Below are 24,571 nucleotides of genomic sequence, written 5' to 3' on the forward strand. Positions count from 1 at the left end.
CGTGGTTCAAGCCGTCTCTTGGGAAAAAGTACGGCAGGCTGCTTGTTCGGCTGGCGCCAACGCAGGAGCTATCAAAGGAGGGAGGTACTTTGCGCTTTCCTTCGCTGGCATTATCCAGATCAGGTACGAAGGGTATCTCTCACCCGGATGACTGCTCCAGGACCCCTAGCGAACCGAGAGCTTAGCATGAAGCACGGCCAGCTGTCCCACTGGCTGACCGTTTTACAACACATGGGCTGAACGGGAAGCGCGGACGAACATTTCTGGCAAAATGTGTTTTTACTAATTGCGATGTGGAAACGGCGATGGCAGATTACATGCGCAGGATCAACTTGCGTCTGAATGAAAAGTACCATGTGTTCGTCGGGCCACTTATGCTGCTCGCCTTGCTGACCGCTGAACGCCCGCCCGTGTGCCGGGTGTTTGCCGGCCTGCTGTGTGCGCTCACCCTCAACAAGGGCATCGACATCCTGCGCAAACTGTAGGCCGGCGAGGCTTTTACAGACTCAATTCCAGCACCTTGCGACTGACGGAGGGCGTGATGTCGCGCTGTTCCCCGAGTGCCGTCATGCCGTGCGCTTCCAGGGCGGACACGACGGCGTCGACGCTGGCGTGGTTCAGGCCGTAGTCGGCCAGGCGCGTCTTGACACCCATGTGGCGGAAGAAAAATTCCGTGCGCGCGATGGCAGCCTCGATGCGGCCATCCTCGTCGCCACCATCGAGACCCCAGACGCGGGCCGCGTATTGCAGCAACTTGGCGCGCTTGGCCTGCTTGCGCACGCGCAGCATGCTGGGCAGGATGATGGCCAGGGTTTGCGCATGGTCGAGCTCATACAGGGCCGTCAATTCGTGGCCGATGGCGTGCGTGGACCAGTCCTGCGGCACGCCCACGCCGATCAGGCCGTTCAAGGCCAAGGTGGCGCTCCACATCACGTTGGCGCGCACATCGTAGTCGTCCGGGTGCGACAGGGCTTTCGGGCCTTCCTCGATCAGGGTCAACAGGATGCCTTCGGCAAAGCGGTCCTGCACGGACGCGTTCACAGGGTAAGTCAGGTACTGTTCCATGACATGCGCAAACGCATCGACGACGCCATTGCCCACCTGGCGCAGCGGCAAGGTAAACGTCTTCGAGGGGTCCAGCACGGAAAATTTAGGATACACCTTGCGGCTCATGAACGAGCGCTTTTCCTGCGTGGCCTTGCGCGTGATCACGGCCGAGCCATTCATTTCGGAACCCGTGGCCGGCAAGGTCAAGACTGTGCCGAAGGGAAGGGCGGCCTCGACGACCTTGCCGCCTTTCGCCAGGATATCCCAGGCCTCGCCTTCATGCAGGGCGGCGGCGGCGATGAACTTCGTGCCATCGACCACGGAGCCGCCGCCGACGGCCAGCAGGAAATCGATGCGCTCGCTTTTCACCATGGCCACGGCCTGCATCAGGGTTTCATAGCTGGGATTGGGTTCGATGCCGGCAAATTCGAGCACTGTGTGGCCGGCCAGCGCCGCCCTGACTTCATCATAGACGCCGTTCTGCTTGATGCTGCCGCCGCCGTAGGTCATCAGGACCCGTGCCTGTGGCGGGATCAGGCTGGCGATGGCGGCGATCTGGCCCTGGCCGAAGAGGATTTGCGTCGGATTGTAAAAGTCGAAATTGAACATGGGGCTCCTGCCGCTGAGGTTTTGGCTATTGCTGAATCATGATTATGGCCGAACGGGTGGAAACGTGTCGTGGACGCTTGAGCTTTTCGCTCGCGCGGTGGAGAATGCAGCCGATGTCACCACCACGCGAAAAGGAATGCGCATGACCACCGTCCCACTGGAAGAATCCGGCTTGCCGGCCACGGCACTCGACATGCACCGCGCCATCGGCGCCACCATCGCCGCGCTGCAGGCGCTGGACTTGAACAGCCAGCGTTTCGAGGCTTGCACGGACCCGGAACTGCGCCGCGTGCTGGCGCATGCGGGAGATACCAGCCGCAAGGAAGCGGCCATGCTGCTCGAATGGATGCGCCGCCGCGATGCGCGCCTGGACACGGCCATGAAGGAAGCGCTGTTCAAGGCGGGACCGATTGTTGCCCAATATCACTATGACGAGAAAATATTGTAACTATTGGTTTGTTGCTGTGGTGTACCATGCGCCACTTTCGCCTTTCTTCGCGTAGACTGTGCCCCGAACACGATTTTGGGAGAGTTTGCAACGATGAGATCATTACCATACCGAGAAGGCAGCTGGTTTGCCGTGCCCTTGCCGGGCGGCGGTTATGCCGTCGGCGTGGTGGCGCGCCGGGCGCCTGCCGGGCGTATCATGCTGGCGTATATGTTCGGGCCGAAACGCGACAGCCTGCCTGCGCTGGAAGAGCTGGAAGGCTTGCGCCCGGAACAGGCCGTGCGCCGCCTGCGCACGGGCGACATGGCCCTGCTCAACGAGCGCTGGCCCCTGCTGGGCGACAGCCTGCACTGGGAGCGCGATGCCTGGCCCATGCCGGCCTTTATCCGCCGCAATGAATCGCTGCAGCGCGCCTGGCGCGCCAGCTATGCGGACGCCGACCCTGCCAAGCTGAACCGCGAGGAATCGATACCCTTCGATACGCCGGGCATGGAAAGTGATTCCCTGTACGGCTATGGGGCGACAGAATTGCTGATGAATAAATTGCTGGTGCAGGAAGCGGCGTCGGCAGCGTAGGTCGGATGAGGCCGTAAGGCCGTAATCCGACAACCTTGTTGGCTGTTCTTGTCGGATTACGCGGTTCCCGCTAATCCGACCTGCATCGCCTGCACTGCTGGCGCAAACACCGGAGTGAGCAGGCCCGATTATATTTTACGCCGCTGGCAAGCTGATCTGAAACGCCAGTCCGCCGCCTTCGCGGTTGCGCACCTGCAATTCGGCGCCATGGCGCAGCAGCACGCGGTCGACGATGGCCAGGCCCAGCCCGGCGCCATTGGCTTGGCCGCGCGCCGTGTCGAGGCGGGTGAAGGGTTTCATCAGTTGCTCGATCTTTTCCGCCGGCACGCCCGTGCCGTGGTCTTGCACCTCGATGATCACCTTTTTCGCGCCGTGGCTGGTGCGCACATGGCAGGCGATGTCGATTTCCGTCATCTCGCTGCCCGGCGTCTTGCCATAGCGGCGCGCATTCTCGATCAGGTTGTTCATTACGCGGCGCAGGTCGGTGGGGTTGCCCATCGCATGCGCGCCTTCGGCGATGGTGGCGTTGATCGTCACGTCCTGCAGGCGCATGGCTTCGCGCGTCATGTCGCCCAGCAAGGCGCTCAGGTCCACGTCCGTAAAGCTCGACGCTTCCGTCGGCTTGGCGTAGTCGAGGAACTGGCCGATGATGGCGTCCATTTGCCCGATATCGGACTGTATGCCTATACGCGCCTCGTCCGACAGATTCGCCATTTCCACTTCCAGCTGCATGCGCGCCAGCGGCGTGCGCAAATCGTGCGAAATGCCCGCCAAAATCACGGCCCGGTCCGATTCCACTTGTTTTAAATCATCAACCATCTGGTTGAAGCTGCGGTTCGCCTCGATGATTTCGATCGGGCCTTTTTCCGGCAGCGGCGCCGGCTGCTTGCCCTTGGCGATGTCGCGCGCTGCCGCGGTCAAACGCGACAGCGGTAAGTTGATCAGGCTGGAAATGATGGCCGCGCCCAGCAGGGACAGCAAAGACACCAGGCTGGCCCAGCCCAGCCACTGGAAGCCCGTCAAGCCGCGCAGGCGCTCGCGGTCCAGCATCAGCCAGTATTCATCGTCGTCGATCTTGAAGCTGACCCAGAAGCCGGCCACGCCGTTGACGCGCGCGGAAAAGCGCGTGTCCTTGCCCAGTTTGGCTTTCACCTGCGCCTCGATCTCGGGCATCAGGTAATTGTCGGGCGGCGGCTCGATGCGGTCGTCCTCTTCCAGCGAGAAGATGCGGATGCCTTCGTTGCTGACGAGGTCGAACAGCAGCTCGCGGCGCAGCTCGGGCGCCGAGTGGGTCAGTGCCGCATGCGTGATGGTGACGACGGAAATGATCTGGGCGGAAATCTGCTGCGCCTGCGGCTCGCGCTGGATGACGGAAATCATGCCTATCCAGGTGATCATGCTGACCGTGGTCAAGGTGCCGAGCAGCAAAAAGGTGCGCCAGAACAGGCCGCTTTTCAGCCGCGCCAGGCTGATATCGGGAACAAGCTTCATCATGCCTCGCCTGCGATTAGCGCGGCTGTCCGTCCGGGATGAAGACGTAGCCCAGACCCCACACGGTCTGGATGAACAGCGGACTCGACGGGTCCGGTTCGATGAGTTTGCGCAGGCGGGAGATTTGCACGTCCAGGCTGCGGTCGAACACTTCGTATTCGCGGCCGCGCGCCAGTTCCATCAGTTTCTCGCGCGACAGCGGCTGGCGCGCATGGCGGGCAAACACTTTCAGCACGGAAAACTCGCCCGTCGTCAGTGGCACCGTTTCGCCATTCTTTTTCAATGTGCGCGTTCCCAGGTCCAGCACGAAGTCGCCGAATTCGAAGGTTTGCGGCGTTTCCGACGGCGCGCCCGGGATTTCATCGGGACCCTTGCGGCGCAGCACGGCGCCGATGCGGGCCACCAGTTCGCGCGGGTTGAACGGTTTCGGCAGGTAGTCGTCGGCACCCATTTCCAGACCCACGATGCGGTCCACGTCTTCGCCCTTGGCCGTCAGCATGATGATCGGTGTCTGATCACCTGCGCCGCGCAGGCGGCGGCAGATCGACAGGCCGTCTTCGCCGGGCAGCATCAAATCGAGCACCAGCAAGTCGTAGCGTTCGCGCAGCCACAATTTGTTCATGGCCGTCGCGCTCTCTGCCGTGAAGACATTGAAACCCTGTTCAGTCAGGTAGCGGCGCAGCAGGTCGCGCAGGCGCACATCGTCATCGACCACCATGATTTTTGCCTGGTGGCCGTGGATCGATTGCGTAGGCGTATTGCTGCCGGAAGTGGAGGTTGTGGTCATTTAAGGTGTCGTGTTATCGTATATTAGTTGCTATAGTAACGCCTCGCGCGGTGTCGGCAAGGGGGTATGCCGACCCATTACAAAGTGTTACAAACTTTACCCATTTGCTCTTACTGCACCGTGTAAAGCATCATACACTGGGGCCACAGTGGAAATCAGCTTTAAGTTTATACGGCATCGCGGAAGAGGAACTCAATGAATATCTTTACTAAAAAAATTCACGCCGCTCCCAGCGCAGCTATTGCCGCACGTACGACTGTGCTTTCCGCATTTGCCGTTTGCTCCGTGCTGGTCACCAGCCTGGCGCTGGCACAAAACCAGCCGCCGCCACGCCGTGAAGACCAGCCGCAAGTGCAGGCCCAGCGCTATGAACAGGTACAGCGCAGCAATAGCAATGATACGCGACTGCGCGAACAGCGTGACGCACGCAGTTTCGACACGCGCGCCGAAGAGCAGCGCCGCGCCAGCGAAGGCGCCGAGGCTTCGCGCCGCACGGGTCGCATGACGCCCGACGAGCGCCGCGACCTGCGCCGCCAGATCAACGAAGTGGGCCAGGATATTTACTCCAACCCGCCTCGCCGCTAGGCATCCCCCACCCCATCCGACAGGGCCATCTCGCAAGACATGGCCCTGTTTGCATCTGGCGGCACATTTTTGCCGAGTCATGCACACGGCCACGCCCCGTGATATTGTTCTAGTGCATTGAGGCAATTCTATGACTGTGTTGCTGGGGGAGGCAAGTGGTGAGCGACAACGACGCACCTGTTCCTGATGCGGCCCCCGCAGGCGGCCTGCAGCATGGCCTGGTCCAGCGCGACGAGGGCGTGTGCCTGGACTTGTCCATGTCGCCCGCGCAGTTGCGCGCCGCCGTCGACCAGCTGTTCCAGTCGGGGCAGCTGCTGGCGGGTCTCGACTACGGTTTGTTCCTGCTGACCCTGTTCCATGCCCCCGCGCCCCGCGCCGCGCCCAAGAGGGACGCCTTGCTGCGCATCGCCTCCCGCGTGGCGCCATTCCCGCCCCAGCGTCGCGCGCTGTACAAGCAAATCAAGATCCGCGGCGACAGCGCCCAGTTTTACTTTGAAGCGCTGGCGCCTGACGCGCAGGGCCAGGTGCCTGCCCGCCGCGAGTTTGACGAACTGGTGGCCGACCTGTGGTGCAAGGGCGTGCACTATGGCATCGATGGCGCTGCCGTGCGCGCCATTCTCGGCAGCGGCAAAGCCGAGCGCATCACGGTGGCGCGCGCACTGCCGCCCCAGCCGGGGCGCGACGCCCGGTTCGTCGAAGTGTCGCAAGGCATCCACCGCGACGATGCGCCCCGCGAACGCTCCGACGGCCGTCTGGATTTGCTGAGCTTCAAGAACCGCTTTCCGCAAGTGAAAAAACACGCGCGCCTGCTGCGGCTGTTGCCCGGTGCGCCCGGCTTGCCCGGCTACGACCTGGACGGCACGCTGCTGCCGCCGCGCGCGCCGCTGGAGCTGGACCCGGCGGCGGTGGCAGGTGTGGGCACGGCGGTCGAGCACTTCAGCGATGGCGATTACGTTGTGGCCACCCAGGATGGCTATGTGAATGTCGATGCGCACGGCAAGCTCTCCATCGAAAACAAGATCGTCAGCCGCGAAGGCGTCAGCAGCCGCACCACGGGCAATTTGAAGCTGCGCGCCGCGTACGAGGAATATGGCGAAGTGCAGGAGCAGCGCCAGGTCGACGGCAGCGACATCACCATCCATGGCGACGTGTACGGCCATCTGCATTCGCATGGCGGGCTGATATGGTTACAGCGCAACCTGGTGGGCGGCACGGCTTTTAATGAACACGGCGACGTGCGCGTCGAGGGCGTCGCTTCCGGTTCCGTGCTGCAGGCGCTCAGTGGCGAAGTGCACTTGAAGCGTGCCGAAAGCTGCGTCATCGCCGGCACGCGCGTGGTGATCGACCATGCCAGCAATTGCGAGATCATCGCCGACGAGGTCGTCATCGAGCTGGCCGAAGGCTGTGCCGTGGCGGCACGCACCATCCGCATTGGCAGCGCCGGCCCCCGCAAGCAGGTGGAGATGCTGCTGTTCCCGCTGGTGCCCGATTTGAGTGGCCTGGACCAAAAGATCGCGGAAAGCCTGGCCCGGGCCGCGCAATATCAGCAGGCGCAGCACAAGCGCCAGCAGGAAATTGATGCCATCGCGCAATTGCCCGAGGTGCGCAACTACCTGACCCTGGCGGGCCAGCTGCGGCGCGGCGAGCTGCAGCTGCAGCCGGCGCAGCAAACGCAGTACGACAAGCTGGCGGCGCGCATCGCCCCCGTCTTGAAAGAAGTGGCCCGCCTGCGCGTGGAAGTAAAACAGTCGGAAATCCTGCACGCGCAAATGCTGGCGCTGGTGGAGCAGCTGCGCCAGCAGCGGCAAGCGACGGCGGGCCAGTCGCGTTGCACCCTGGGACTGGTGGACGGTGAAACGGCCGTGCGCGCCATGGTCGTGCCGCCCGGGCCGGCCAAGGTCTACGACCGGCCGCCGAAGGAGATCAAGGCGCTGTTGCGCAGCGCCACGCCAGCCACGCAGCCCGTGTTTGCGGACAGCAGCGGCAGCCTGGACTGGACGTACCAGCCAGCGCCGTAATCAGTCTGTGACCTTGCCGCGCGACTGCTTGAGCACGCTGTGCGTACTCTTGCTGTCGAGGCGGCGCCGTTGCGAGCTGCGCGTGGGCTTGGTGGCGCGGCGCACGGCAGGCAGGAAGGTCACGCTGTCGATGATTTCCTGCAGGCGCCGCAAGGCTTCTTCCTTGTTCTGTTCCTGGCTTCGCGACTGCTGCGCCTTGAGCACCAGCACGCCATCCTTGCTGATGCGGCTGTCGCGCAGGGCCAGCAGCCTTTCCTTGTACGCTTCCGGCAGCGACGAGGCGGCGATGGGGAAGCGCAAATGGATGGCGCTGGAAACCTTGTTGACGTTCTGCCCGCCCGGCCCTTGGGCGCGGATGGCGGAGAATTCAACTTCAGCGGGATTGACGAGGTGTTGCATGGCCTGCCTGTGGGAAAACGATGTGGCTATTGTAAGGGAAGATGGCTGCGGCGGCGCAAGGCTGGGGGCGGAGGCAAAGCATGGCTCCCGGGAAAGTTGATGTTTCTCAACGCCGGGAGCGGCGATGCTGGTTAGCATGGGGCCAACGTTGCGCCACTGCGCATTCTGGCAGCGCTTACCGGATGAAAGGATCACCATGCAGCCCACAACTACGCCTGGCGCCGCAACGGAGCAATACCTGACGCAGTACTTGAGCTTCCGGCTGGGCGGCCTGGAATACGGCCTTGATTATCGCTGCGTGCGGGAATTGCGCCCGCTGAAGGAACTCGATCGCTTCTCCTCGGAAGGAGAGGTGCTGCACAGCGTGGCCGTCTCGCGCGGCGTGATCATCCCCATCGTCGACATGCGCGCCGCGTTCGGCAGCACACGGGGCGCGCCCGACCCGTCCACCGACGTGATCATCCTGCAGCTGAGCAATGGCGTGATGGGCATGGTGGTCGATGGCGTTACCGATATCGTCAGCCTGGCGCCCGCCGACATCGCCACCGTACCCGGCCTGGGCGAGGTGGAAGCCGATTACCTGATGGGCCTGGGCATGGTGTCGGGACGCCGGCTGATCCTCGTCGATATCGACCGCCTGATGGCCATCCGCAGCCCCAGCCCCATGCAAGCAGCCTGAAAAAAAAGACGACCCGAGGGTCGTCTTTTGTCGTCACGTGATTAACCGAGCTTTTCCAGCTGATCCTGCAGATCGAGCCATTCCGCTTCCAGTTGCGCCAGGTCCTTGGTGAAGAAGGTCTGGTCAGCCAGCAACTGCTTCAGCTTGGCCTTGTTGGCCGCGTCATAGATGGTCGGCTCGCCCAGCTTGGCTTCCGTTTCCGCCTTTTGCGCGTTGCGCTTGGCAATTTGCTCTTCCTGGCGCTTGATCTTGTTTTCGATCGGCTTGCGCAGGGCAGCAGCCTTCTGGCGGTCTTCCGCTTCCTGGCGCTTGTCGCGCACGGGCGCGGCAGGGGCGGCCGCTACCGGCGAAGGGACGGAAGAAGTCACGGGGAAGTCTGTCTTGTTGGCCTTGCCGGCGGCCGGCAGCACATCCGTGCCTTTGCCCAGCTTGGTCTTGAACAGCCAGTCCTTGTAGTCGTCCAGATCGCCGTCGAACGGTTGCAGCTTGCCGTCGGCAACGATGATGAATTCGTCGGTGGTCGCGCGCAGCAAATGGCGATCATGGGAAACGACGACCAGCGTGCCTTCGAACTGGGCCAAGGCTTCCGTCAGCGCTTCGCGCGTTTCCAGATCCAGATGGTTGGTCGGTTCATCGAGCAGCAGCAAGTTCGGACGTTGCCAGACGATCAGGGCCAGCGCCAGGCGGGCTTTTTCGCCGCCCGAGAACGGTGCTATCGACGCGGTCACCATGTTGCCGGGGAAGTTGAAGCCACCCAGGAAGTTGCGCAGTTCCTGCTCGCGCACGGTCGGGGCGATCTTGGCCAGATGCCATAGCGGCGATTCGTCGTGGCGCAGCATTTCCACCTGGTGCTGGGCGAAGTAGCCGATGTTCAAGCCCTTGCCCATGGTGGCGTCGCCCGTCAGCGGCATCAGTTCGCCGGCGATGGTCTTGATCAAGGTCGACTTGCCGGCGCCGTTCTGGCCCAGGAGGCCGATGCGCTGGCCGATCTGCAGCGAAAACTTGATGCCGTTGACAATGGTTTTATGCGTGATTTCGCCCGTCGCTTCGTTTTCGATCTTGTAGCCCGCATCGACGTCTTCCATGACCAGCAGCGGGTTCGGGGCCGACAGCGGCTCGCGGAATTCGAACGAGAATTCGGCGGCGGCGCGCAATGGCGCCAGCTCTTCCATCTTCGCCAGCGCCTTCATGCGGCTTTGCGCCTGGCGCGCCTTCGAGGCTTGCGCCTTGAAGCGGTTGACGAACGATTCCAGGTGGGCACGCTTGCGCTGCTGCTTTTCCAGCGCGCCGGCGGCCAGGATCATCTGCGCCGCGCGTTGACGCTCGAAGCTCGAGTAGTTGCCCGAATAGCGCTTCAGCTTGCGCTCGTCGATATGCACGACCACGTTGACCACTTCGTCGAGGAAGTCGCGGTCATGGGAAATGATCAGCAAGGTGCCGGCGTAGCGTTTCAGCCAGTCTTCCAGCCAGATGATGGCGTCCAGGTCCAAGTGATTGGTCGGTTCATCGAGCAGCAGCAGGTCGGACGGGCACATCAGCGCTTGCGCCAGGTTCAAGCGCATGCGCCAGCCGCCGGAGAAGCTGGCGACAGGTTGCTGCATCTGGTCCAGGGTAAAGCCCAGGCCCAGCAGCAATTGCTCGCCGCGCGACTGCACGGTATAGGCGTCGGCGTCGGCCATGGCGCTGTAGATTTCACCGATGGCGATGCCGTTTTCCGACGTGGCCGGCTCCGATTCCAGGCGCGCCAGTTCCGCTTCCAGTTTGCGCAGGGTGATGTCGCCATCGATCGCATAGTCGAGCGCGGCACGGTCCAGCGGTGGCGTTTCCTGCGCCACGTAAGCCACGCGCCATTTGGCCGGGAAATCGATCTCGCCCTGGTCAGGGTGCAATTCGCCACGCATCATGGCGAACAGGCTCGATTTGCCCGCGCCATTGGCGCCGATCAGGCCGATCTTGTCGCCCGGGTTGAGCGTGACATCGACTTGTTCGAGCAACGGTTTGATGCCGCGCATCAGGCTTACTTGTAGGAAACGTATCATTTTTTTCTTTGTAGAGGCTGGGGTCAGACCCGGCGGGTCTGACCCCGGTAGTCAATTAGGCCAGCTTCAGCTGCTCTGCCGTCAGCAGGAATACCATGTCGTCACCAGCGCTCGTCGTCAGCCAGGTCAGGCCCAGCTCGCCGAAGGCCGCTTCCGCGTAGGCGCGTTCGTTGCCAATTTCAATCATCAGGATGCCATCGTCCGTCAGGCGTTCAGCCGCACCGGCGATGATCTTGCGCACCAGGTCCATGCCGTCGCTGCCGCCGTCGAGGGCGATTTGCGGTTCGGCCAGGTATTCCTGGGGCAGGGCGCCCATCGACGCGGAATTCACGTACGGCGGGTTGCTGATGATCAAGTCGTATTTCTTGGCCGGCACGTTGGTATACAGGTCCGATTCGATCAGCTTGACGCGGTCTTGCAGTTTATACGTGTCGACGTTGCGCTTGGCCACGGCCAACGCGTCGGCGGAAATGTCCACGGCGTCCACGCTGGCGTTCGGGAAGGCGTCGGCCATCATGATGGACAGGCAGCCCGAGCCGGTGCACAGTTCCAGGATGTTTTCCACCGCTTCCGGTTCCGCCACCCATGGCGAAAAGTATTCGGGGATCAGCTCGGCGATGAAGGAGCGTGGCACGATCACGCGCTCGTCCACGTAGAAGTTATACGTGCCCAGCCAGCCTTCCTTGGTGATGTAGGCGGCTGGCACGCGATCGATGCTGCGGCGGTCGATGACCGTCATCACGCTGGCGATTTCCGACGGCAGCAGCTTCGCGTCCAGGAACGGTTCAAGCTTGTCGAGTGGCAACTTCAAGGTGTGCAGGATCAGATAGGCCGCTTCGTCGAACGCTTCGGCGCTGCCGTGGCCGAAAAACAGCTTGGCGGTATTAAAACGGGTAACGGCGTAGCGCAGCAGGTCGCGTGGCGTGGAAAACGGGTTCGGGGTCATGGCATTCTCGAAAAGACGGTGTTCTGGCCCGCCGTGACGGGCCTCGGTATTCTGGTTCAGACGGGCAGCAAATGCTCCAGCGTGCGCCGGTAAATATTCTTCAGGGGATCGATGTGGCGCAGTTCGATGTGCTCGTCGATCTTGTGAATACTGGCATTGGGCGGCCCGAATTCTATCACTTGGGGGCAGATTTGCGCGATAAACCGGCCATCCGAGGTGCCGCCCGTGGTCGACAGCTCCGTCGTGATGCCCGTTTCTTCCAGGATGGCGGCGGACAGCGCATCGCTCAAGGTGCCGCGCGGCGTGAGGAAGGGCAGGCCGCTCAGGGTCCACTGCAAATCGTATTGCAAGTCATGCTGGTCGAGGATGGCGTGCACCCGTTCCTGCAGGTTTTCCGCCGTGCTGGCCGTAGAAAAGCGGAAATTGAAATCGATCACCATGTCGCCCGGAATCACGTTATTGGCGCCCGTACCCGCGTTGATGTTGGACATTTGCCACGACGTCGGCAGGTAGTACTCGTTGCCCGCGTCCCATTTCTCTTCGACCAGGTCGGCCAGCGCCTGCGCCGCTTCATGAATCGGGTTTTTCGCCAGGTGCGGGTAGGCGATATGGCCTTGCACGCCCTTGATCGTCAGGCGGCCCGACAGGGAACCGCGGCGGCCATTTTTGATCATGTCGCCCAGCTGCGCGCTCGACGTTGGCTCGCCCACCAGGCAATAGTCGATCTGCTCGCCCCGTTCCTTCAATTTGTCGCAGACGATGACGGTGCCGTCCGTGGCCGGGCCTTCCTCGTCGCTGGTGATCAGGAAAGCGATGGAACCCGTATGCCCGGGCGTGGCGGCGATGAATTCCTCGCAGGCCACCACCATGGCGGCGATCGAGGTCTTCATGTCGGCCGCCCCACGGCCGTACAGCTTGCCGTCGCGATGGGTGGGGATGAAGGGCTGCGAGCGCCATTGCTCGACGGGCCCCGTGGGCACCACGTCCGTATGGCCGGCAAACACGAACACGGGGGAGGTCGTGCCACGGCGGGCCCACAGGTTGGTGACGTCGTTCGATTGTATCGTTTCGCAGACAAAGCCCAGCGGCGTGAGAAGGTCGATCAGGTGCTGCTGGCAGCCCTTATCATCGGGCGTGACCGAGGACAGGGCGATCAGTTTTTCGGTCAGGGCGAGGGTTTTGGAGGTGGTCATGAGTAAGGTGGTGCCGGCAACATCGTTCCGGTGGTCAACTAGAGGGTTACAGCGAGAAAATGGTTTTGTACTGCGCATCGGAAAACGCCACGCTGAACTGGCCATCCTTGTCCAGTACGGGGCGCTTGATGATGGACGGGTTTTCCAGCATCAGGGTCAACGCGCTGGCCGCGTCGACGGTGGCGGCCTTGCGCTCGTCGGACAGGGCGCGCCAGGTCGTGCCTTTTTTGTTGACCAGCACATCCCACGGTAATTGCTGCAGCCACGCTTCGACGGTGGTGCGTTCCAGGCCCAGTTTCTTGAAGTCGTGGAAAGTGAAATCGAGTTGTTGCGCGGCCAGCCAGGTGCGGGCCTTTTTGACGGTATCGCAGTTGGGGATACCGTAGAGTGTAATGGTCGTCATGGGTAGGGCTAAGGGGAATGAATGCGGTTCGCTTGATCGCGGCGCTTGCGCCAGGGAAAAATGCGATGGTAGCCGCCATTATACAGTCGATGCGGCGCTGCAACACGGCCCCGTGATTCCCCTACACCGGCCGTGGCGCCGCCTTGCCCATCTCTGCCGGGCCGAAATGCAGGCCCAGGCGCAAGGCCAGGGCGCGCAGGGCGCCGCTCTCCTGCAAGTGCAGGGCCAGCGCAATGTGGCCGTCGGGGCGCACGAGGTAGGCCGCGTCGCGGCCCAGGCCGGCCAGCTTGGCGGCCACGTTATAGGTGTAGCAATGCACGGGCAGCTTCAGCACGCGTGCTTCGCCGAGCAGCTCGGGCGCCGCTTCGCCATAGATGTGCAATTGCCAATCCATGCTGCGCAAGGCCGTGAAATTGTCTTGCGTGCCGTCCGAGAACCATGGCAGGCGGTCGCCACCGCGCAGGTATTCCGCGTGGCCCGCGGAAAGGGCGCTGTCTTCATAGCTGATCTGGATTTGCGACACGGTCTGGAACAGCAAGCGGCGCGCCCGCCCGAAGCCCGAGAGGAAGGGCAGCGCATGGGGCACCAGCCAGCGGCGCAGGAATTGCCCGGCCATGCCTTGCGCGACGATGGCCTGGAACGCACGGTCAGTGGTGGCGACGAGCTTGCGGGCAAACACGATGCGTTCGCTTTCATAGGTGTCGAGCAGGGCGTCGTTGCTTTGTCCGTGCAGTTTCTGCGCCAGTTTCCAGGCCAGGTTGACGGCGTCGCCCAGGCCCGTGTTCATGCCCTGGCCGCCTACGGGGCTGTGCAAATGGGCCGCGTCGCCGAGAATGAAGCAGCGCCGTTCGCGAAACTGTGCCGCCACCCGGTGATGCACCTTGTACGTGGAAAACCAGTTCACGTGTTCGACCTGGATGCCCAGCAAGGCTTGCACCTGTTCGCGCACATCGTCAAACACGGGGGGCGGCGCGCCGTCCGGGCGGTCAGGCAGGATGCCGATCAGGCGCTGCATGCCGCTCGTGCGCACGGGCAACATCAGCGCAAAAGAATTCGCGCCCAGGTGGGCGTGCAAATCCGTATTGCTGCCGGCCACTTGCGCATCGGCCACGTAATACAGGTGGTCGTAAGTACCGCCGGAAAAGTCGAAGCCGGCGATCTCGCGCACGGCGCTGCGGGCGCCATCGCAGCCGCAAATATAGTCAAACGTGCAATATTGGCGTTCGCCATCCTTGAGCAGGATGGCTTGCACTTCGCTATCGTCCTGCGTCCACAGGTCCAGCGCCACATTCCATTCCACATGCACGCCGGCCGCCGCCAGCTTGCTGATGAGAAAGCGCTCATGCTCGTCCTGGGGCAGGCTCAGCACGAAAGGGTAGGGACTCAGGCCTTCGCCGATCTCGCCCAGCGCCAGTTTCACCAGTTCTTCTCCCCCTTCGTGGATGTGCATGGCATTGATCTTGATGCCCAGGCTGACCAGCTCGTCGGCAAAGCCCAGCTGCTGGTAAAACTCCAGCGTGCGCGCATGCACGGCCATGGCCCGCGACGCTTGCCCGGGGCCGCTGTTTTTATCGATGATGCGGCAATCGACGCCATGGCGCGCCAGGCGCAGGGCAAGCATGAGGCCGGTAGGACCGGCGCCGACGATCAATACGGGAGGAGTATTCATGCCATCCAGTATAGGACAGGATGGCGTAAGGCTGCGGGACGATTGAAGTTGCTAGTCGGAAATGAAAATGTCCCGCCGGGGCGGGACATTCAGGTATTACTTATGCTTCACAGCGCAACGATCAAATGCCACGCAAGAGTTCGTTGATGCCGGTCTTGGCGCGGGTTTTTGCATCCACGCGCTTGACGATGACGGCGCAGTACAGCGAGTACTTGCCGTCTTCCGATGGCAGGTTGCCCGACACCACGACGGAGCCGGCTGGCACGCGGCCATAGGTCACTTCGCCCGTGGCGCGGTCGTAGATCTTGGTCGACTGGCCGATGTAGACGCCCATCGAGATGACCGAGTTTTCTTCGACGATCACGCCTTCGACGATTTCCGAGCGGGCGCCGATGAAGCAGTTGTCTTCGATGATGGTCGGGTTCGCTTGCATCGGTTCCAGCACGCCGCCGATGCCGACGCCGCCGGACAGGTGGACGTTCTTGCCGATCTGGGCGCAGGAACCGACGGTGGCCCAGGTGTCGACCATGGCGCCTTCATCGACGTAGGCGCCGATGTTGACGTAGGACGGCATCAGCACGACGTTCTTGGCGATGAAGCTGCCGCGGCGGGCGACGGCTGGCGGCACCACGCGGAAACCGCCCTTGGCGAAGTCTTCCGGCGTGTAGTTGGCGAACTTGGTCGGCACCTTGTCGTAGAACTGCATCGTGCCATCGGATGGCATGACGACGTTGTTTTCCAGGCGGAACGACAGCAGCACGGCTTTCTTGACCCACTGGTTGACAACCCAGTCGCCCGTGGTTTTTTCCGCTACGCGGATGCTGCCGTTGTCCAGGCCATTGATGACGTGGGATACGGCGTCGCGTAGTTCGGCCGTGCCGTTGCCCGGATTGATCTCGGCACGGTTTTCCCAGGCCTGGTCGATGATGTTTTGCAGTTGTTGGCTCATGATGATGTCTTATGTATTGGTTAATGCGGAGTTGATGCGGATGCGGAAAGCTGCTGGCAGAATTTTACTATGCGCAATGCCGCTTCCAGCCCTTCAGCCGTTTCGGCCACCAGGGCCATGCGGATGCGGTTGCGGCCCGGATTGATGCCGTGCGCGTCGCGCGCCAGGTAGCTGCCAGGCAGTACCGTGACATTATATTCGGCGTACAGGCGTTGCGCGAATTCGGTGTCGGACAGTCCCGTGCGGCTGACGTCGGCCCACAGGTAAAAGCCGGCGTCCGGCAATTGCACGTCCATCACCGATTGCAGCAGCGGCGTGATGGCATCGAACTTGGCACGATACTTGGCGCGATTTTCCTCGACATGGGTTTCGTCGTTCCAGGCCGCGACGGAGGCCGCCTGCACGGCGGGGCTCATGGCGCCGCCGTGGTAGGTTCGGTAGAGCAGGAATTTTTTCAGCACTTCCGCGTCGCCGGCGACAAAGCCCGAGCGCATGCCCGGCACGTTCGAACGCTTCGACAGGCTGGAAAACACCACCAGGCGAGCATACGGGCGTTCGATCGTGGACAGGCCCAGCATGTGCGCCGCCTGCAGCGCCCCCAGCGGGGCCGTGTCGCCGTGGTAAATCTCGGAATAGCACTCGTCGGCGGCGATGACGAAATCGTAGCGCTCGGACAGGGCAAACAGGTGTTCCCAGTCCGTCAGGGTGAGCACGGCGCCCGTCGGGTTGCCTGGCGAACAAAGGAACAGCAGCTTGACCTTTTCCCACACGGATGCCGGCACAGCGTCGTAGTCGCAGCCGAAATTGCGCGTGGGATCGGAATTGACGAAATACGGTTCGGCGCCGGCCAGGTAAGCCGCGCCTTCATAGATCTGGTAAAACGGATTCGGGCTGATCACCAGCGAACCGGCCGACGGATCGATCACCGTTTGCGCCAGCGCAAACAGCGCTTCGCGCGAACCGTTCACGGGCAGGATTTGCGTGGCAGGATTGAGCTTGGGGATGCCATAGCGGCGTTCCAGCCAGCCGGCGATGGCGGTACGCAAGGCTTCCGAACCGATGGTGGTCGGATAGCTGGCCAGGCCGTGGATATTGTCGACCAATGCCTGCTCGATGAAGGCTGGCGTCGGGTGCTTGGGTTCGCCCATGCCCAGGCTGATGGGCGCATACTCGGGGTTGACCGTCACGCCGGCAAACAGCTGGCGCAGCTTTTCAAATGGATATGGTTGCAGTTTAGCAAGATGTGGATTCACGGAACGGACCAGGGCAAGAGTGGAAAGACGATGTTGCTTAGCGATGTTGCTTAGTAATGGCTGAACGATTGCTTGGCGCGGCACACTTGATGCCGGTCACGGTCAATTAATAAGCTGCGTCTTTCATTATAGCCGTCCTCGCGGGCCTGCTGTGCAAGCCGCATCGCCCTGATCGCTGTCCGGCTGGTCCAGGCATGGCGTAGCGGGGAGTGCCGCGCCATGGCGCGGCAAGGTAAAATACGCCATGCCTATCTTACTTCCTACCTTACTTGCTATTGAAACTTCGTCCGAACTCGCCTCATGCGCCCTGCTGCGCGGCGATGTCGTGCTGTCCCGTGCCTCGTCGGGCGTGCGCACGCATTCCCAATCGATCTTGCCGATGGTGCAGGAATTGCTGGCCGAAGCGGGCGTGACCCTGGCCGACGTCGATGCCATCGCCTACGGCTCCGGCCCCGGCTCGTTTACGGGCGTGCGCACGGCCTGCGGCATCGCCCAAGGGCTGGCCTACGGCGCCAGTCTGCCCGTCGTGCCCGTCGTGACACTCGACGCCATGGCGCTGGCCTGCCACCAGCAGCATGGCGCGCAGCGCATCGTGACCGTGCTCGACGCCCGCATGGGCGAAGTGTACTGGGCGCAATACGATTACCAGGATGGCTTGCAAGCCGTGTCGCCGCCGGCCCTGAGCGCGCCGGCCGGCGTGGCGCCGCAAGGCGATGTGGTTGGCTGTGGCAACGGTTTTGGCGCGTATGCCGACGCCTTGGCCGCGCTGCCATGTGCCGCCACGGCCGATGCCGCCATCATGCCGCACGCCGTGCAGGTGGGCCAGCTGGCGCGCATCGCCTTTGCGGCCGGTCAGTTCGTGACGGCGGCCGAGGCGCAGCCTTTGTATTTGCGCAACAAGATCGCCTACACGAGCGCAGAGCGCCTGGACATGCAGGCCGCCAAGGCCGCTGCGGAGTCCGTGCAATGAGCGTGGCGGGCAAGGTTCTGGACAGCGCGGCAGGCTGGGACTTGCTGCGTCTCGACTATCAACCGATGGCCGAGACGGACTTGGCCGAAGTGCTGGCGCTGGAACAGCGCGTGTATCCGCATCCCTGGACGCACGGTAACTTCGTCGATTCGCTCAAGAGCGGCTATCCGGCCTGGGTGTTGCGCGACGTGGACGGCACCTTGCTCGGCTACTTTTTATTGATGCTGGTCGTCGATGAGGCGCACTTGCTCAATGTGGCCGTCGAAGGCGCCATACAGGGCCAGGGCCTGGGCCGTTTTCTGCTGAACCAGTCCTGCGCCTGCGCGCGCCAGCTGGGCATGGAATCGATGCTGCTGGAAGTGCGTCCGTCGAACGTGCGCGCGCTCGATATTTACCAGCGCTATGGATTTGAACAGATAGGCCGGCGCAAGGGATACTATCCGGCCAGCAACTCGCAACGTGAGGACGCCATCGTGATGCGTTATACCTTATGAGCCGCAGCGCCGTTTTCCTCGATGAAATGGGCGTTGGTCCCCTGTGGCGCTTGCGCCAGGGGAGCGCGCCCGAGCCCGCTGAGGCCGTTGTCGAGGCCCCTGTGCCTAGGGAAGCCAGCGTGGCGGAGCCTGTGGCCGCAGCTGCAGAAGCGGAAGCAGTGGTTGAGGTGGTCGCCGAGGTAGTCGCCGAGGTGAAGGTCGAGGCGCCCGTTGCCGTTGCCGTGACACCGGAACCTGCCGCCATGCCCGACGACACGGCCTGGTTCGACGATGCTCCCCCGCCGCCGCCCGCCAAACAGCTGAATGATGCCGATATCGCCGCCCTCGACTGGGATGGCTTGACGGCCGCCGTCGCCAAGTGCGCGCGCTGCGACTTGTGCAAGACGCGCAAGGGCGTCGTCATGGGGCGTGGCGACCGTCAGGGCGCTTGGCTGATGCTGGCCAGCAGCCCGTCGCGCGCGGAAGAACGCGAAGGGCGCGCCTTGCCGGGCGAGCAGGGTAAATTGCTCGACAATATGTTGAAAGCCATCGAAGTCGATGCGGGCAGTGATGTGTATATCACCCATTTGCTGAAATGCCGTCCGCTTGACGAGGCGGGCCAGGAGCGCTTGCCCACCGAATCGGAGTCCGCCGCCTGCCGCCCGTATTTCGAGCGTGAACTGGCCCTGCTGCAGCCGCGCACCATCGTCACCCTGGGTTCGATGGCCGCAGCCGGTATCAATCCCGGTGAAAAACCCGTGCGTGGCAAGGTGCGCCAGCTAGGAAATGCTTCCGTTGTTGCCACCTTCCACCCGGAAATGCTGTTGCAGGACGAGACGGGCAAGGCCAAGGCGCGTGCCTGGGCCGACCTGTGCCTGGCGAAAAGCACGCATGCAGGCGGCTGACCCAGCCATCGGCACTTTTCAGGCCCGCTTCGAACGTCGCTGGGGGCATCTGACGCACCCCCGCGTGCGGGCGCTGGCCTGGCTGCTCGATTCGCCCGACTTGCTGGACCCGGCCAGCCCCCACTGGGGCGGGCGCATCGCCAGCCTGGACCCGGTCACGCCTGCCGTGACCGCCTGGCTGGGGGCGCTGCAGGATGACCCGTCGCCGCTCGATGCGGCGCTCGGTCCCCGATTCTATTCCCGCCTGGGCCTGTATGCTGAAAAGCTGCTGGCCTTTTATTTTGAGCAACATGGTGTATTGCAAGCGCATGGCTTGCAGGTGCAAGTGAACCGCAATGACACAGTGGGCGAGTTCGATTTCCTGTTGCGTGATGGCGCGGATGGTGAGGCGTTGTTGCACTGGGAATTCGCCACCAAGTTCTACCTGCTCGAAGGCGCGCCTGATGCCGGTGTCTTCAACCACTTGATCGGTCCCAACCTGGCCGACACCTTGGGATTGAAAATGCGCAAGATCCTCGACAAGCAACTGGCCTTGTCACGGCATCCGGCCGCGCAAAGCCTGCTGGCGCAGCCCGTGCGGGCGGCGCAGGCGCTGGTCAAGGGCTGGCTGTTTTATGCGGCAGGCGCCACGCCCGGCATGGAGGGTATTTCCCAGGAACATGGACACGGCTTCTGGTGCACGCCAACAGAATTGCCGCAGCAGCGCTATATCGTGCTGCCGCGCTTGCAATGGCTGGCGCCGTTCAAGGGACGCGAGGTGGAAGTGCTCGACGTCGATGCCTTGCGCGCGCAGTTGTTTGGGTTGGTGCAAGCGGTGATGGTAGCCACGGTGGACCATGTCGACGGCTGGGAAGTGGAGCGCACGCGTGGTTTTGTCGTGCCCGATACTTGGACGGAGCAGGCTGCTGTGCGGCGGCTGGCGGGTGTGCTGCCAGCCTAATGTTGGGGTCAGTCGCTTCGCGATCAGAATGCATCCCATTGGGATGCATTCCCCCGACGGGACTCGGCGTCTCCGTCTGACCCCGAATTAATGTTTCTGCTCGCCAATCAAGGACAGATTGTCGTGTTCCAGCTGGTTCAGCTTGTGCCTGCGCATGATCATGTACATGGTGCCGGCGACGAACAGGCCGAACAGGGTGATGATGATATTGAGCGGCAGGTGCAAACGGATCATGATCGAATACACGGCCAGCATGGTGAGAATCGACAGGTTTTCATTGAAGTTCTGCACCGCGATGGAATGGCCTGCGCTCATCAGGACGTGGCCGCGGTGTTGCAGCAGGGCATTCATGGGCACGACGAAAAAGCCGGACAGGGCGCCGATCAGTATCAGCAGCGGGTAGGCAATCCACACTGAGTGCACTTGCGTCATCATCATGACGATCACGCCCATGGCGATGCCCAGCGGAATGACAGTCAGCGATTTGCGCAGGGGAATGAAGCGCGCCGACAGCACGGCCCCAGCGGCCACACCGATGGCGACCACGCCCACCAGGCTGGTCGCCTTGTCGAACGGCATGTTCAGCGACTGCTTGGCCCATTCCAGCACGATCAGTTGCAAGGTGGCGCCAGCGCCCCAGAACAGGGTCGTCACGGCCAGGGTAATCTGGCCCAGCTTGTCTTTCCACAGGATGGAATAGCAATTGGCAAAATCGGTGATCAGTTTGATAGGATTGCGTTCCTGATGCGGATACACGCAGCCCGTGTCGGGAATCTTCAGGTTGGCCAGGGTCGCCATGACGTAGATGCCGACTACCACGCACAAGGCCGCTTCCGTCTTGTTGCTGATGCCCGTATCGATCAGGGGGATGTCGATGGAAAGCAGCATGTCGGACACGTGGCCGCTGACGAGCGCGCCGCCCATGACGGTGCCCAGGATGATGGAGGTGACGGTCAAGCCTTCGATCCAGCCATTCGCCGCCACCAGCTTTTCCGGCGGCAGCAGTTCCGTCAGGATGCCGTACTTGGCGGGCGAATACACGGCCGCGCCAAAACCGACGACGGCGTAGGCCAGCAGCGGGTGTACGTGGAAGAAGACGAGGGCGCAGCCGAAGATCTTGACCATGTTGGCGATGAACATGACCTTGCCTTTCGGCAATGCATCCGCGAAAGCGCCAACAAAAGCGGCCAACAGCACGTAAAACAGTACGAACGACAATTTGAGTAGCGGCGTGATCCAGGCCGGGGATTTCATGGACACCAATAAATCGACGGCGACAAAAAAGAGGGCGTTATCTGCCAGCGAGGAAAAGAACTGCGCCGCCATGATGGTATAAAAACCACGATTCATTCTGGATTGCCTGAAATCATATCTGGCTTGCTTTATACCACGAAAAAACGGCAAACCCCAAGTTTGGCCGGGGCTGCCTCGCATAGTCTTGCCTAAGGGAAGCTTAATTTTTCTGCCGTAGAAAAATACATCACATGTGAACATTTTATACATGCTGTCGTGGGCGGCCATCGCCCCCGTCCGCCTGGCAGGCTTGCCGCCCCGCATCTGGTCCATCCGTTAAAATACGGCTTTCCCACCCGCCGTGAACGACGCATATGCCCAGGCCCCTCATCGCCACCATCCATCTCGATGCCATGCAACAGAATCTGGCGCGCGCGCGTGCCTGCGCCCGCGGTGCCAAAGTGTGGGCCGTCGTCAAGGCGAATGCCTATGGCCATGGCCTGGAGCAAGCTATGCGGGGCTTTGCCGACGCCGATGGCCTGGCGCTGGTCGAGGTCGATTACGCCGAGCGCTTGCGCGAACTGGGCTGGACCAAGCCCATCTTGCTGCTGGAAGGCTTTTTCGACGCCAGCGATTTGCCGGTCATGGCGCAATATGGCTTGAATGGCAGCGTGCATTGCGAAGAGCAGATCGCCATGCTGGCAGCGGCGCGCTTGCCGCGCGCCATCGATGTGCACCTGAAGATGAATACGGGCATGAACCGCCTGGGCTTTACGCCGCAAGCCATCGCCGCCGCGTATGCGCGCCTGCGCGCCATGCCGCACGTTGGCACGATCACCCTGATGACGCATTTCGCCAATGCGGACGCGGCGGCGCCCACGCGCTTGCCGCTGGCCCAGCAGATGCTGCGCTTCGAGGCCGGGGTGGCCAGCATCGGCACGGCCTTGCCGCGCAGCCTGTGCAATTCGGCCGGATTGCTGCTGCACCATCTGGACAGCGACTGGGTGCGCCCCGGCATCATGCTGTATGGCGGCACGCCCAGCGGCGCTCCCGGCGGCACGTCGGCGCAAGCGTTCGGCTTGCTGCCCACCATGACCTTGCGCAGCAGCATCATCGGCATCCAGGAGATCGCCGCCGGCGAGGTGGTGGGCTATGGCAGCCGCTACGAAGCGGCTGGCAATATCAAGGTGGGCGTGGTGGCTTGCGGCTATGCGGATGGCTATCCGCGCCATGCGCCCGATGGCACGCCCGTGCTGGTCGACGGCGTGCGCACGGGGCTCATTGGCCGGGTCTCGATGGACATGCTGATGGTTGATTTGACGCGCGTGCCCGGTGCGCGGGTCGGTAGTTCCGTCACCCTGTGGGGCCAGGGCATGCCGATTGACGAGGTGGCCATGGCCGCCGGCACTATCGGCTACGAGCTGATGTGCGCACTGGCGCCGCGCGTGCCCGTGATCGTAGCGACACAGTGACGGCGGCCCGCCGTTTGTATATACTGTATATATAAACAGCATTTTCACCTTACCCGGGCAAAGTACACCATGGCAAAAGTCAAGACCATCTACACCTGCAGCGATTGCGGCGCCATCAGCAATAAATGGATGGGGCAGTGCACCTCGTGCAACCAGTGGAATACCATGGTGGAAACCCTGCCCGAAACGGGCGGCAACAACCGCTATTCGAACCCGCAGCACATGTCGCTGGCGCAGACGGCGCCCGTGCTGTCGCTCGACGATATCGACGCCATCGACGTGCCCCGCTTCGGCACCGGCATCGAGGAATTCGACCGCGTGCTGGGCGGCGGCATGGTGGCGGGCGGCGTCGTGCTGATCGGCGGCGACCCCGGCATCGGCAAGTCGACCTTGCTGCTGCAGGCGCTGGCCAATATGTCGCATCACAAGCGCGTGCTGTACGTCAGTGGCGAGGAATCTGGTGCGCAGATCGCCCTGCGCGCCAAGCGCCTCGTCATCGACGCCAAGGAATTGAAATTGCAGGCGGAGATCCAGCTGGAAAAGATCCTGTCCACCTTGAACGACCTGAAGCCGGAAGTGGTGGTGATCGACTCGATCCAGACCGTGTATTCGGACGCGCTCAGCTCGGCGCCCGGTTCCGTGGCGCAAGTGCGCGAGTGCGCGGCCCAACTGACGCGGGCGGCCAAGCAGACGGGCGTGACCATCATCTTGGTGGGCCATGTGACGAAAGAGGGCGCACTGGCCGGTCCCCGCGTGCTTGAACACATCGTCGATACGGTGCTGTATTTCGAGGGAGATGCCCATTCCAGCTTCCGCCTGGTGCGCGCCATCAAGAACCGTTTTGGCGCTGTGAATGAACTGGGCGTGTTCGCCATGACGGAAAAGGGGCTGAAGGGGGTGTCGAACCCGTCCGCCCTGTTCCTGTCGCAGCACGACAACCAGGTGCCCGGTTCCTGCGTGATGGTGACGCAGGAAGGCACGCGCCCGCTGCTGGTGGAAATCCAGGCCCTGGTCGATACCAGCCATCTGCCGAATGCGCGCCGCCTGTCCGTCGGCCTGGAGCAAAACCGCCTGGCCATGCTGCTGGCCGTGGCGCACCGCCACGCGGGCATCGCCGCCTTCGACCAGGACGTTTTCATTAACGCAGTGGGCGGCGTGAAGATCACGGAGCCGGCGGCCGACCTGGCCGTGTTGCTGGCGATTAACTCGTCGATGCGCAACAAGCCCTTGCCGCGGGGACTCGTGGTGTTTGGCGAAGTGGGGCTGGCCGGCGAAATCCGCCCCGCGCCACGGGGCCAGGAACGCTTGCGTGAAGCCGCCAAGCTGGGCTTTACACTGGCCGTGGTGCCCAAGTCCAACTTGCCCAAGCAAGCCATTGAGGGGCTCAAGGTCATCGGGGTCGAGCGCATCGACGAAGCATTCAACAAGTTGCGCGATCTGGAGTAAAAGTTGGTATGGTTTAAATGCCAAGCTTGAGACAAGTCAAA

Annotated in this window: 24 protein-coding genes and 1 riboswitch; of the genes, 12 read left to right on the forward strand and 12 right to left on the reverse strand. The window is 62.5% G+C overall.

Annotation, left to right across the window (positions count from 1 at the left end):
- Positions 1-79 precede the first annotated feature (79 nt).
- Positions 80-177, reverse strand: a riboswitch (TPP riboswitch).
- Between the two features lie 155 nt (positions 178-332).
- On the forward strand, positions 333-485 hold the full coding sequence (locus tag ACQ4WZ_RS04070; protein WP_436572638.1) for a hypothetical protein: 153 nt from the start codon (positions 333-335) through the stop codon (positions 483-485).
- A 13-nt stretch (positions 486-498) separates the two neighbouring features.
- Here the strand turns inward: ACQ4WZ_RS04070 and ACQ4WZ_RS04075 are convergent, their stop codons facing one another.
- Positions 499-1,656: an iron-containing alcohol dehydrogenase gene (locus tag ACQ4WZ_RS04075; RefSeq protein ID WP_101482043.1), complete on the reverse strand. Its 1,158-nt coding sequence runs from the start codon at positions 1,654-1,656 to the stop codon at positions 499-501.
- 142 nt (positions 1,657-1,798) lie between these two features.
- On the opposite strand from ACQ4WZ_RS04075, the gene ACQ4WZ_RS04080 reads away from it, so the two are divergent.
- Together ACQ4WZ_RS04080 and ACQ4WZ_RS04085 are read left to right on the forward strand one after the other, a co-directional pair.
- On the forward strand, positions 1,799-2,104 hold the full coding sequence (locus tag ACQ4WZ_RS04080) for a ferritin family protein (protein WP_034750230.1): 306 nt from the start codon (positions 1,799-1,801) through the stop codon (positions 2,102-2,104).
- A 93-nt stretch (positions 2,105-2,197) separates the two neighbouring features.
- Positions 2,198-2,680, forward strand: coding sequence for an Imm26 family immunity protein (locus tag ACQ4WZ_RS04085; protein WP_101482042.1), 483 nt, complete (start codon positions 2,198-2,200; stop codon positions 2,678-2,680).
- A gap of 135 nt (positions 2,681-2,815) precedes the next feature.
- Here the strand turns inward: ACQ4WZ_RS04085 and ACQ4WZ_RS04090 are convergent, their stop codons facing one another.
- Positions 2,816-4,174: a sensor histidine kinase family protein gene (locus ACQ4WZ_RS04090; protein WP_436572639.1), complete on the reverse strand. Its 1,359-nt coding sequence runs from the start codon at positions 4,172-4,174 to the stop codon at positions 2,816-2,818.
- A 13-nt stretch (positions 4,175-4,187) separates the two neighbouring features.
- A complete protein-coding gene (gene ompR / locus ACQ4WZ_RS04095) occupies positions 4,188-4,889 on the reverse strand; it encodes an osmolarity response regulator transcription factor OmpR (protein ID WP_223278807.1) in 702 nt (233 codons plus the stop codon).
- A 264-nt stretch (positions 4,890-5,153) separates the two neighbouring features.
- On the opposite strand from ompR, the gene ACQ4WZ_RS04100 reads away from it, so the two are divergent.
- Together ACQ4WZ_RS04100 and ACQ4WZ_RS04105 are read left to right on the forward strand one after the other, a co-directional pair.
- Positions 5,154-5,543 carry a hypothetical protein gene (locus ACQ4WZ_RS04100; protein WP_133990204.1) on the forward strand — a complete coding sequence of 130 codons (390 nt, stop codon included), beginning with the start codon at positions 5,154-5,156 and terminating at the stop codon, positions 5,541-5,543.
- 158 nt (positions 5,544-5,701) lie between these two features.
- Positions 5,702-7,561: a flagellar assembly protein A gene (locus ACQ4WZ_RS04105; protein WP_436572640.1), complete on the forward strand. Its 1,860-nt coding sequence runs from the start codon at positions 5,702-5,704 to the stop codon at positions 7,559-7,561.
- Here the strand turns inward: ACQ4WZ_RS04105 and arfB are convergent, their stop codons facing one another.
- Positions 7,562-7,960 (reverse strand): alternative ribosome rescue aminoacyl-tRNA hydrolase ArfB, encoded by a 399-nt coding sequence (gene arfB / locus ACQ4WZ_RS04110; RefSeq protein WP_034749850.1) that lies wholly within the window; start codon positions 7,958-7,960, stop codon positions 7,562-7,564.
- 196 nt (positions 7,961-8,156) lie between these two features.
- On the opposite strand from arfB, the gene ACQ4WZ_RS04115 reads away from it, so the two are divergent.
- Positions 8,157-8,639, forward strand: coding sequence for a chemotaxis protein CheW (locus ACQ4WZ_RS04115; RefSeq protein ID WP_101482039.1), 483 nt, complete (start codon positions 8,157-8,159; stop codon positions 8,637-8,639).
- Positions 8,640-8,680: 41 nt separating this feature from the next.
- On the opposite strand, the gene ACQ4WZ_RS04120 is transcribed toward ACQ4WZ_RS04115, so the two are convergent.
- The 7 genes from ACQ4WZ_RS04120 to dapC form a co-directional block, all read right to left on the reverse strand.
- Positions 8,681-10,678 (reverse strand): ATP-binding cassette domain-containing protein, encoded by a 1,998-nt coding sequence (locus ACQ4WZ_RS04120; protein ID WP_166674723.1) that lies wholly within the window; start codon positions 10,676-10,678, stop codon positions 8,681-8,683.
- Positions 10,679-10,733: 55 nt separating this feature from the next.
- On the reverse strand, positions 10,734-11,624 hold the full coding sequence (gene prmB, locus ACQ4WZ_RS04125; protein WP_133990208.1) for a 50S ribosomal protein L3 N(5)-glutamine methyltransferase: 891 nt from the start codon (positions 11,622-11,624) through the stop codon (positions 10,734-10,736).
- Between the two features lie 56 nt (positions 11,625-11,680).
- Positions 11,681-12,817 (reverse strand): succinyl-diaminopimelate desuccinylase, encoded by a 1,137-nt coding sequence (gene dapE / locus ACQ4WZ_RS04130; protein WP_101482036.1) that lies wholly within the window; start codon positions 12,815-12,817, stop codon positions 11,681-11,683.
- Between the two features lie 46 nt (positions 12,818-12,863).
- Positions 12,864-13,220, reverse strand: a complete 357-nt coding sequence (locus tag ACQ4WZ_RS04135) for an ArsC family reductase (protein WP_436572641.1) — start codon at positions 13,218-13,220, stop codon at positions 12,864-12,866.
- Positions 13,221-13,341: 121 nt separating this feature from the next.
- Complete coding sequence (locus ACQ4WZ_RS04140) at positions 13,342-14,889, reverse strand: FAD-dependent oxidoreductase (protein ID WP_436572642.1); 1,548 nt, start codon at positions 14,887-14,889, stop codon at positions 13,342-13,344.
- Positions 14,890-15,010: 121 nt separating this feature from the next.
- On the reverse strand, positions 15,011-15,838 hold the full coding sequence (dapD, locus tag ACQ4WZ_RS04145; protein ID WP_101482033.1) for a 2,3,4,5-tetrahydropyridine-2,6-dicarboxylate N-succinyltransferase: 828 nt from the start codon (positions 15,836-15,838) through the stop codon (positions 15,011-15,013).
- A gap of 20 nt (positions 15,839-15,858) precedes the next feature.
- The gene (gene dapC, locus ACQ4WZ_RS04150; RefSeq protein WP_101482032.1) at positions 15,859-17,091 is read right to left on the reverse strand and encodes a succinyldiaminopimelate transaminase; all 1,233 of its coding nucleotides are present in this window, start codon (positions 17,089-17,091) and stop codon (positions 15,859-15,861) included.
- A 244-nt stretch (positions 17,092-17,335) separates the two neighbouring features.
- Between dapC and tsaB the strand changes: the two genes are divergently transcribed.
- From tsaB to ACQ4WZ_RS04170, 4 genes are read left to right on the forward strand one after another with little or no spacing between them, the layout of a single operon-like run.
- Complete coding sequence (gene tsaB / locus ACQ4WZ_RS04155; RefSeq protein WP_133990216.1) at positions 17,336-18,061, forward strand: tRNA (adenosine(37)-N6)-threonylcarbamoyltransferase complex dimerization subunit type 1 TsaB; 726 nt, start codon at positions 17,336-17,338, stop codon at positions 18,059-18,061.
- Complete coding sequence (rimI, locus tag ACQ4WZ_RS04160; RefSeq protein WP_133990218.1) at positions 18,058-18,555, forward strand: ribosomal protein S18-alanine N-acetyltransferase; 498 nt, start codon at positions 18,058-18,060, stop codon at positions 18,553-18,555. Before tsaB ends, rimI begins: the two co-directional genes overlap by 4 nt.
- Positions 18,552-19,439, forward strand: coding sequence for a uracil-DNA glycosylase (locus ACQ4WZ_RS04165; protein WP_133990220.1), 888 nt, complete (start codon positions 18,552-18,554; stop codon positions 19,437-19,439). The genes rimI and ACQ4WZ_RS04165 overlap by 4 nt, the downstream gene beginning before the upstream one ends.
- Positions 19,426-20,379, forward strand: coding sequence for a DUF1853 family protein (locus tag ACQ4WZ_RS04170; protein WP_436572643.1), 954 nt, complete (start codon positions 19,426-19,428; stop codon positions 20,377-20,379). The genes ACQ4WZ_RS04165 and ACQ4WZ_RS04170 overlap by 14 nt, the downstream gene beginning before the upstream one ends.
- 87 nt (positions 20,380-20,466) lie before the next feature.
- On the opposite strand, the gene lplT is transcribed toward ACQ4WZ_RS04170, so the two are convergent.
- Positions 20,467-21,729, reverse strand: a complete 1,263-nt coding sequence (lplT, locus tag ACQ4WZ_RS04175) for a lysophospholipid transporter LplT (RefSeq protein ID WP_101482028.1) — start codon at positions 21,727-21,729, stop codon at positions 20,467-20,469.
- Between the two features lie 257 nt (positions 21,730-21,986).
- On the opposite strand from lplT, the gene alr reads away from it, so the two are divergent.
- Positions 21,987-23,084: an alanine racemase gene (gene alr / locus ACQ4WZ_RS04180; protein ID WP_436572644.1), complete on the forward strand. Its 1,098-nt coding sequence runs from the start codon at positions 21,987-21,989 to the stop codon at positions 23,082-23,084.
- 69 nt (positions 23,085-23,153) lie between these two features.
- The gene (gene radA / locus ACQ4WZ_RS04185) at positions 23,154-24,530 is read left to right on the forward strand and encodes a DNA repair protein RadA (RefSeq protein ID WP_101482026.1); all 1,377 of its coding nucleotides are present in this window, start codon (positions 23,154-23,156) and stop codon (positions 24,528-24,530) included.
- The last annotated feature ends 41 nt before the right edge of the window (positions 24,531-24,571 follow it).

It is taken from the genome of Janthinobacterium darwini, from assembly GCF_051380905.1.
GTDB lineage: Bacteria > Pseudomonadota > Gammaproteobacteria > Burkholderiales > Burkholderiaceae_D > Janthinobacterium.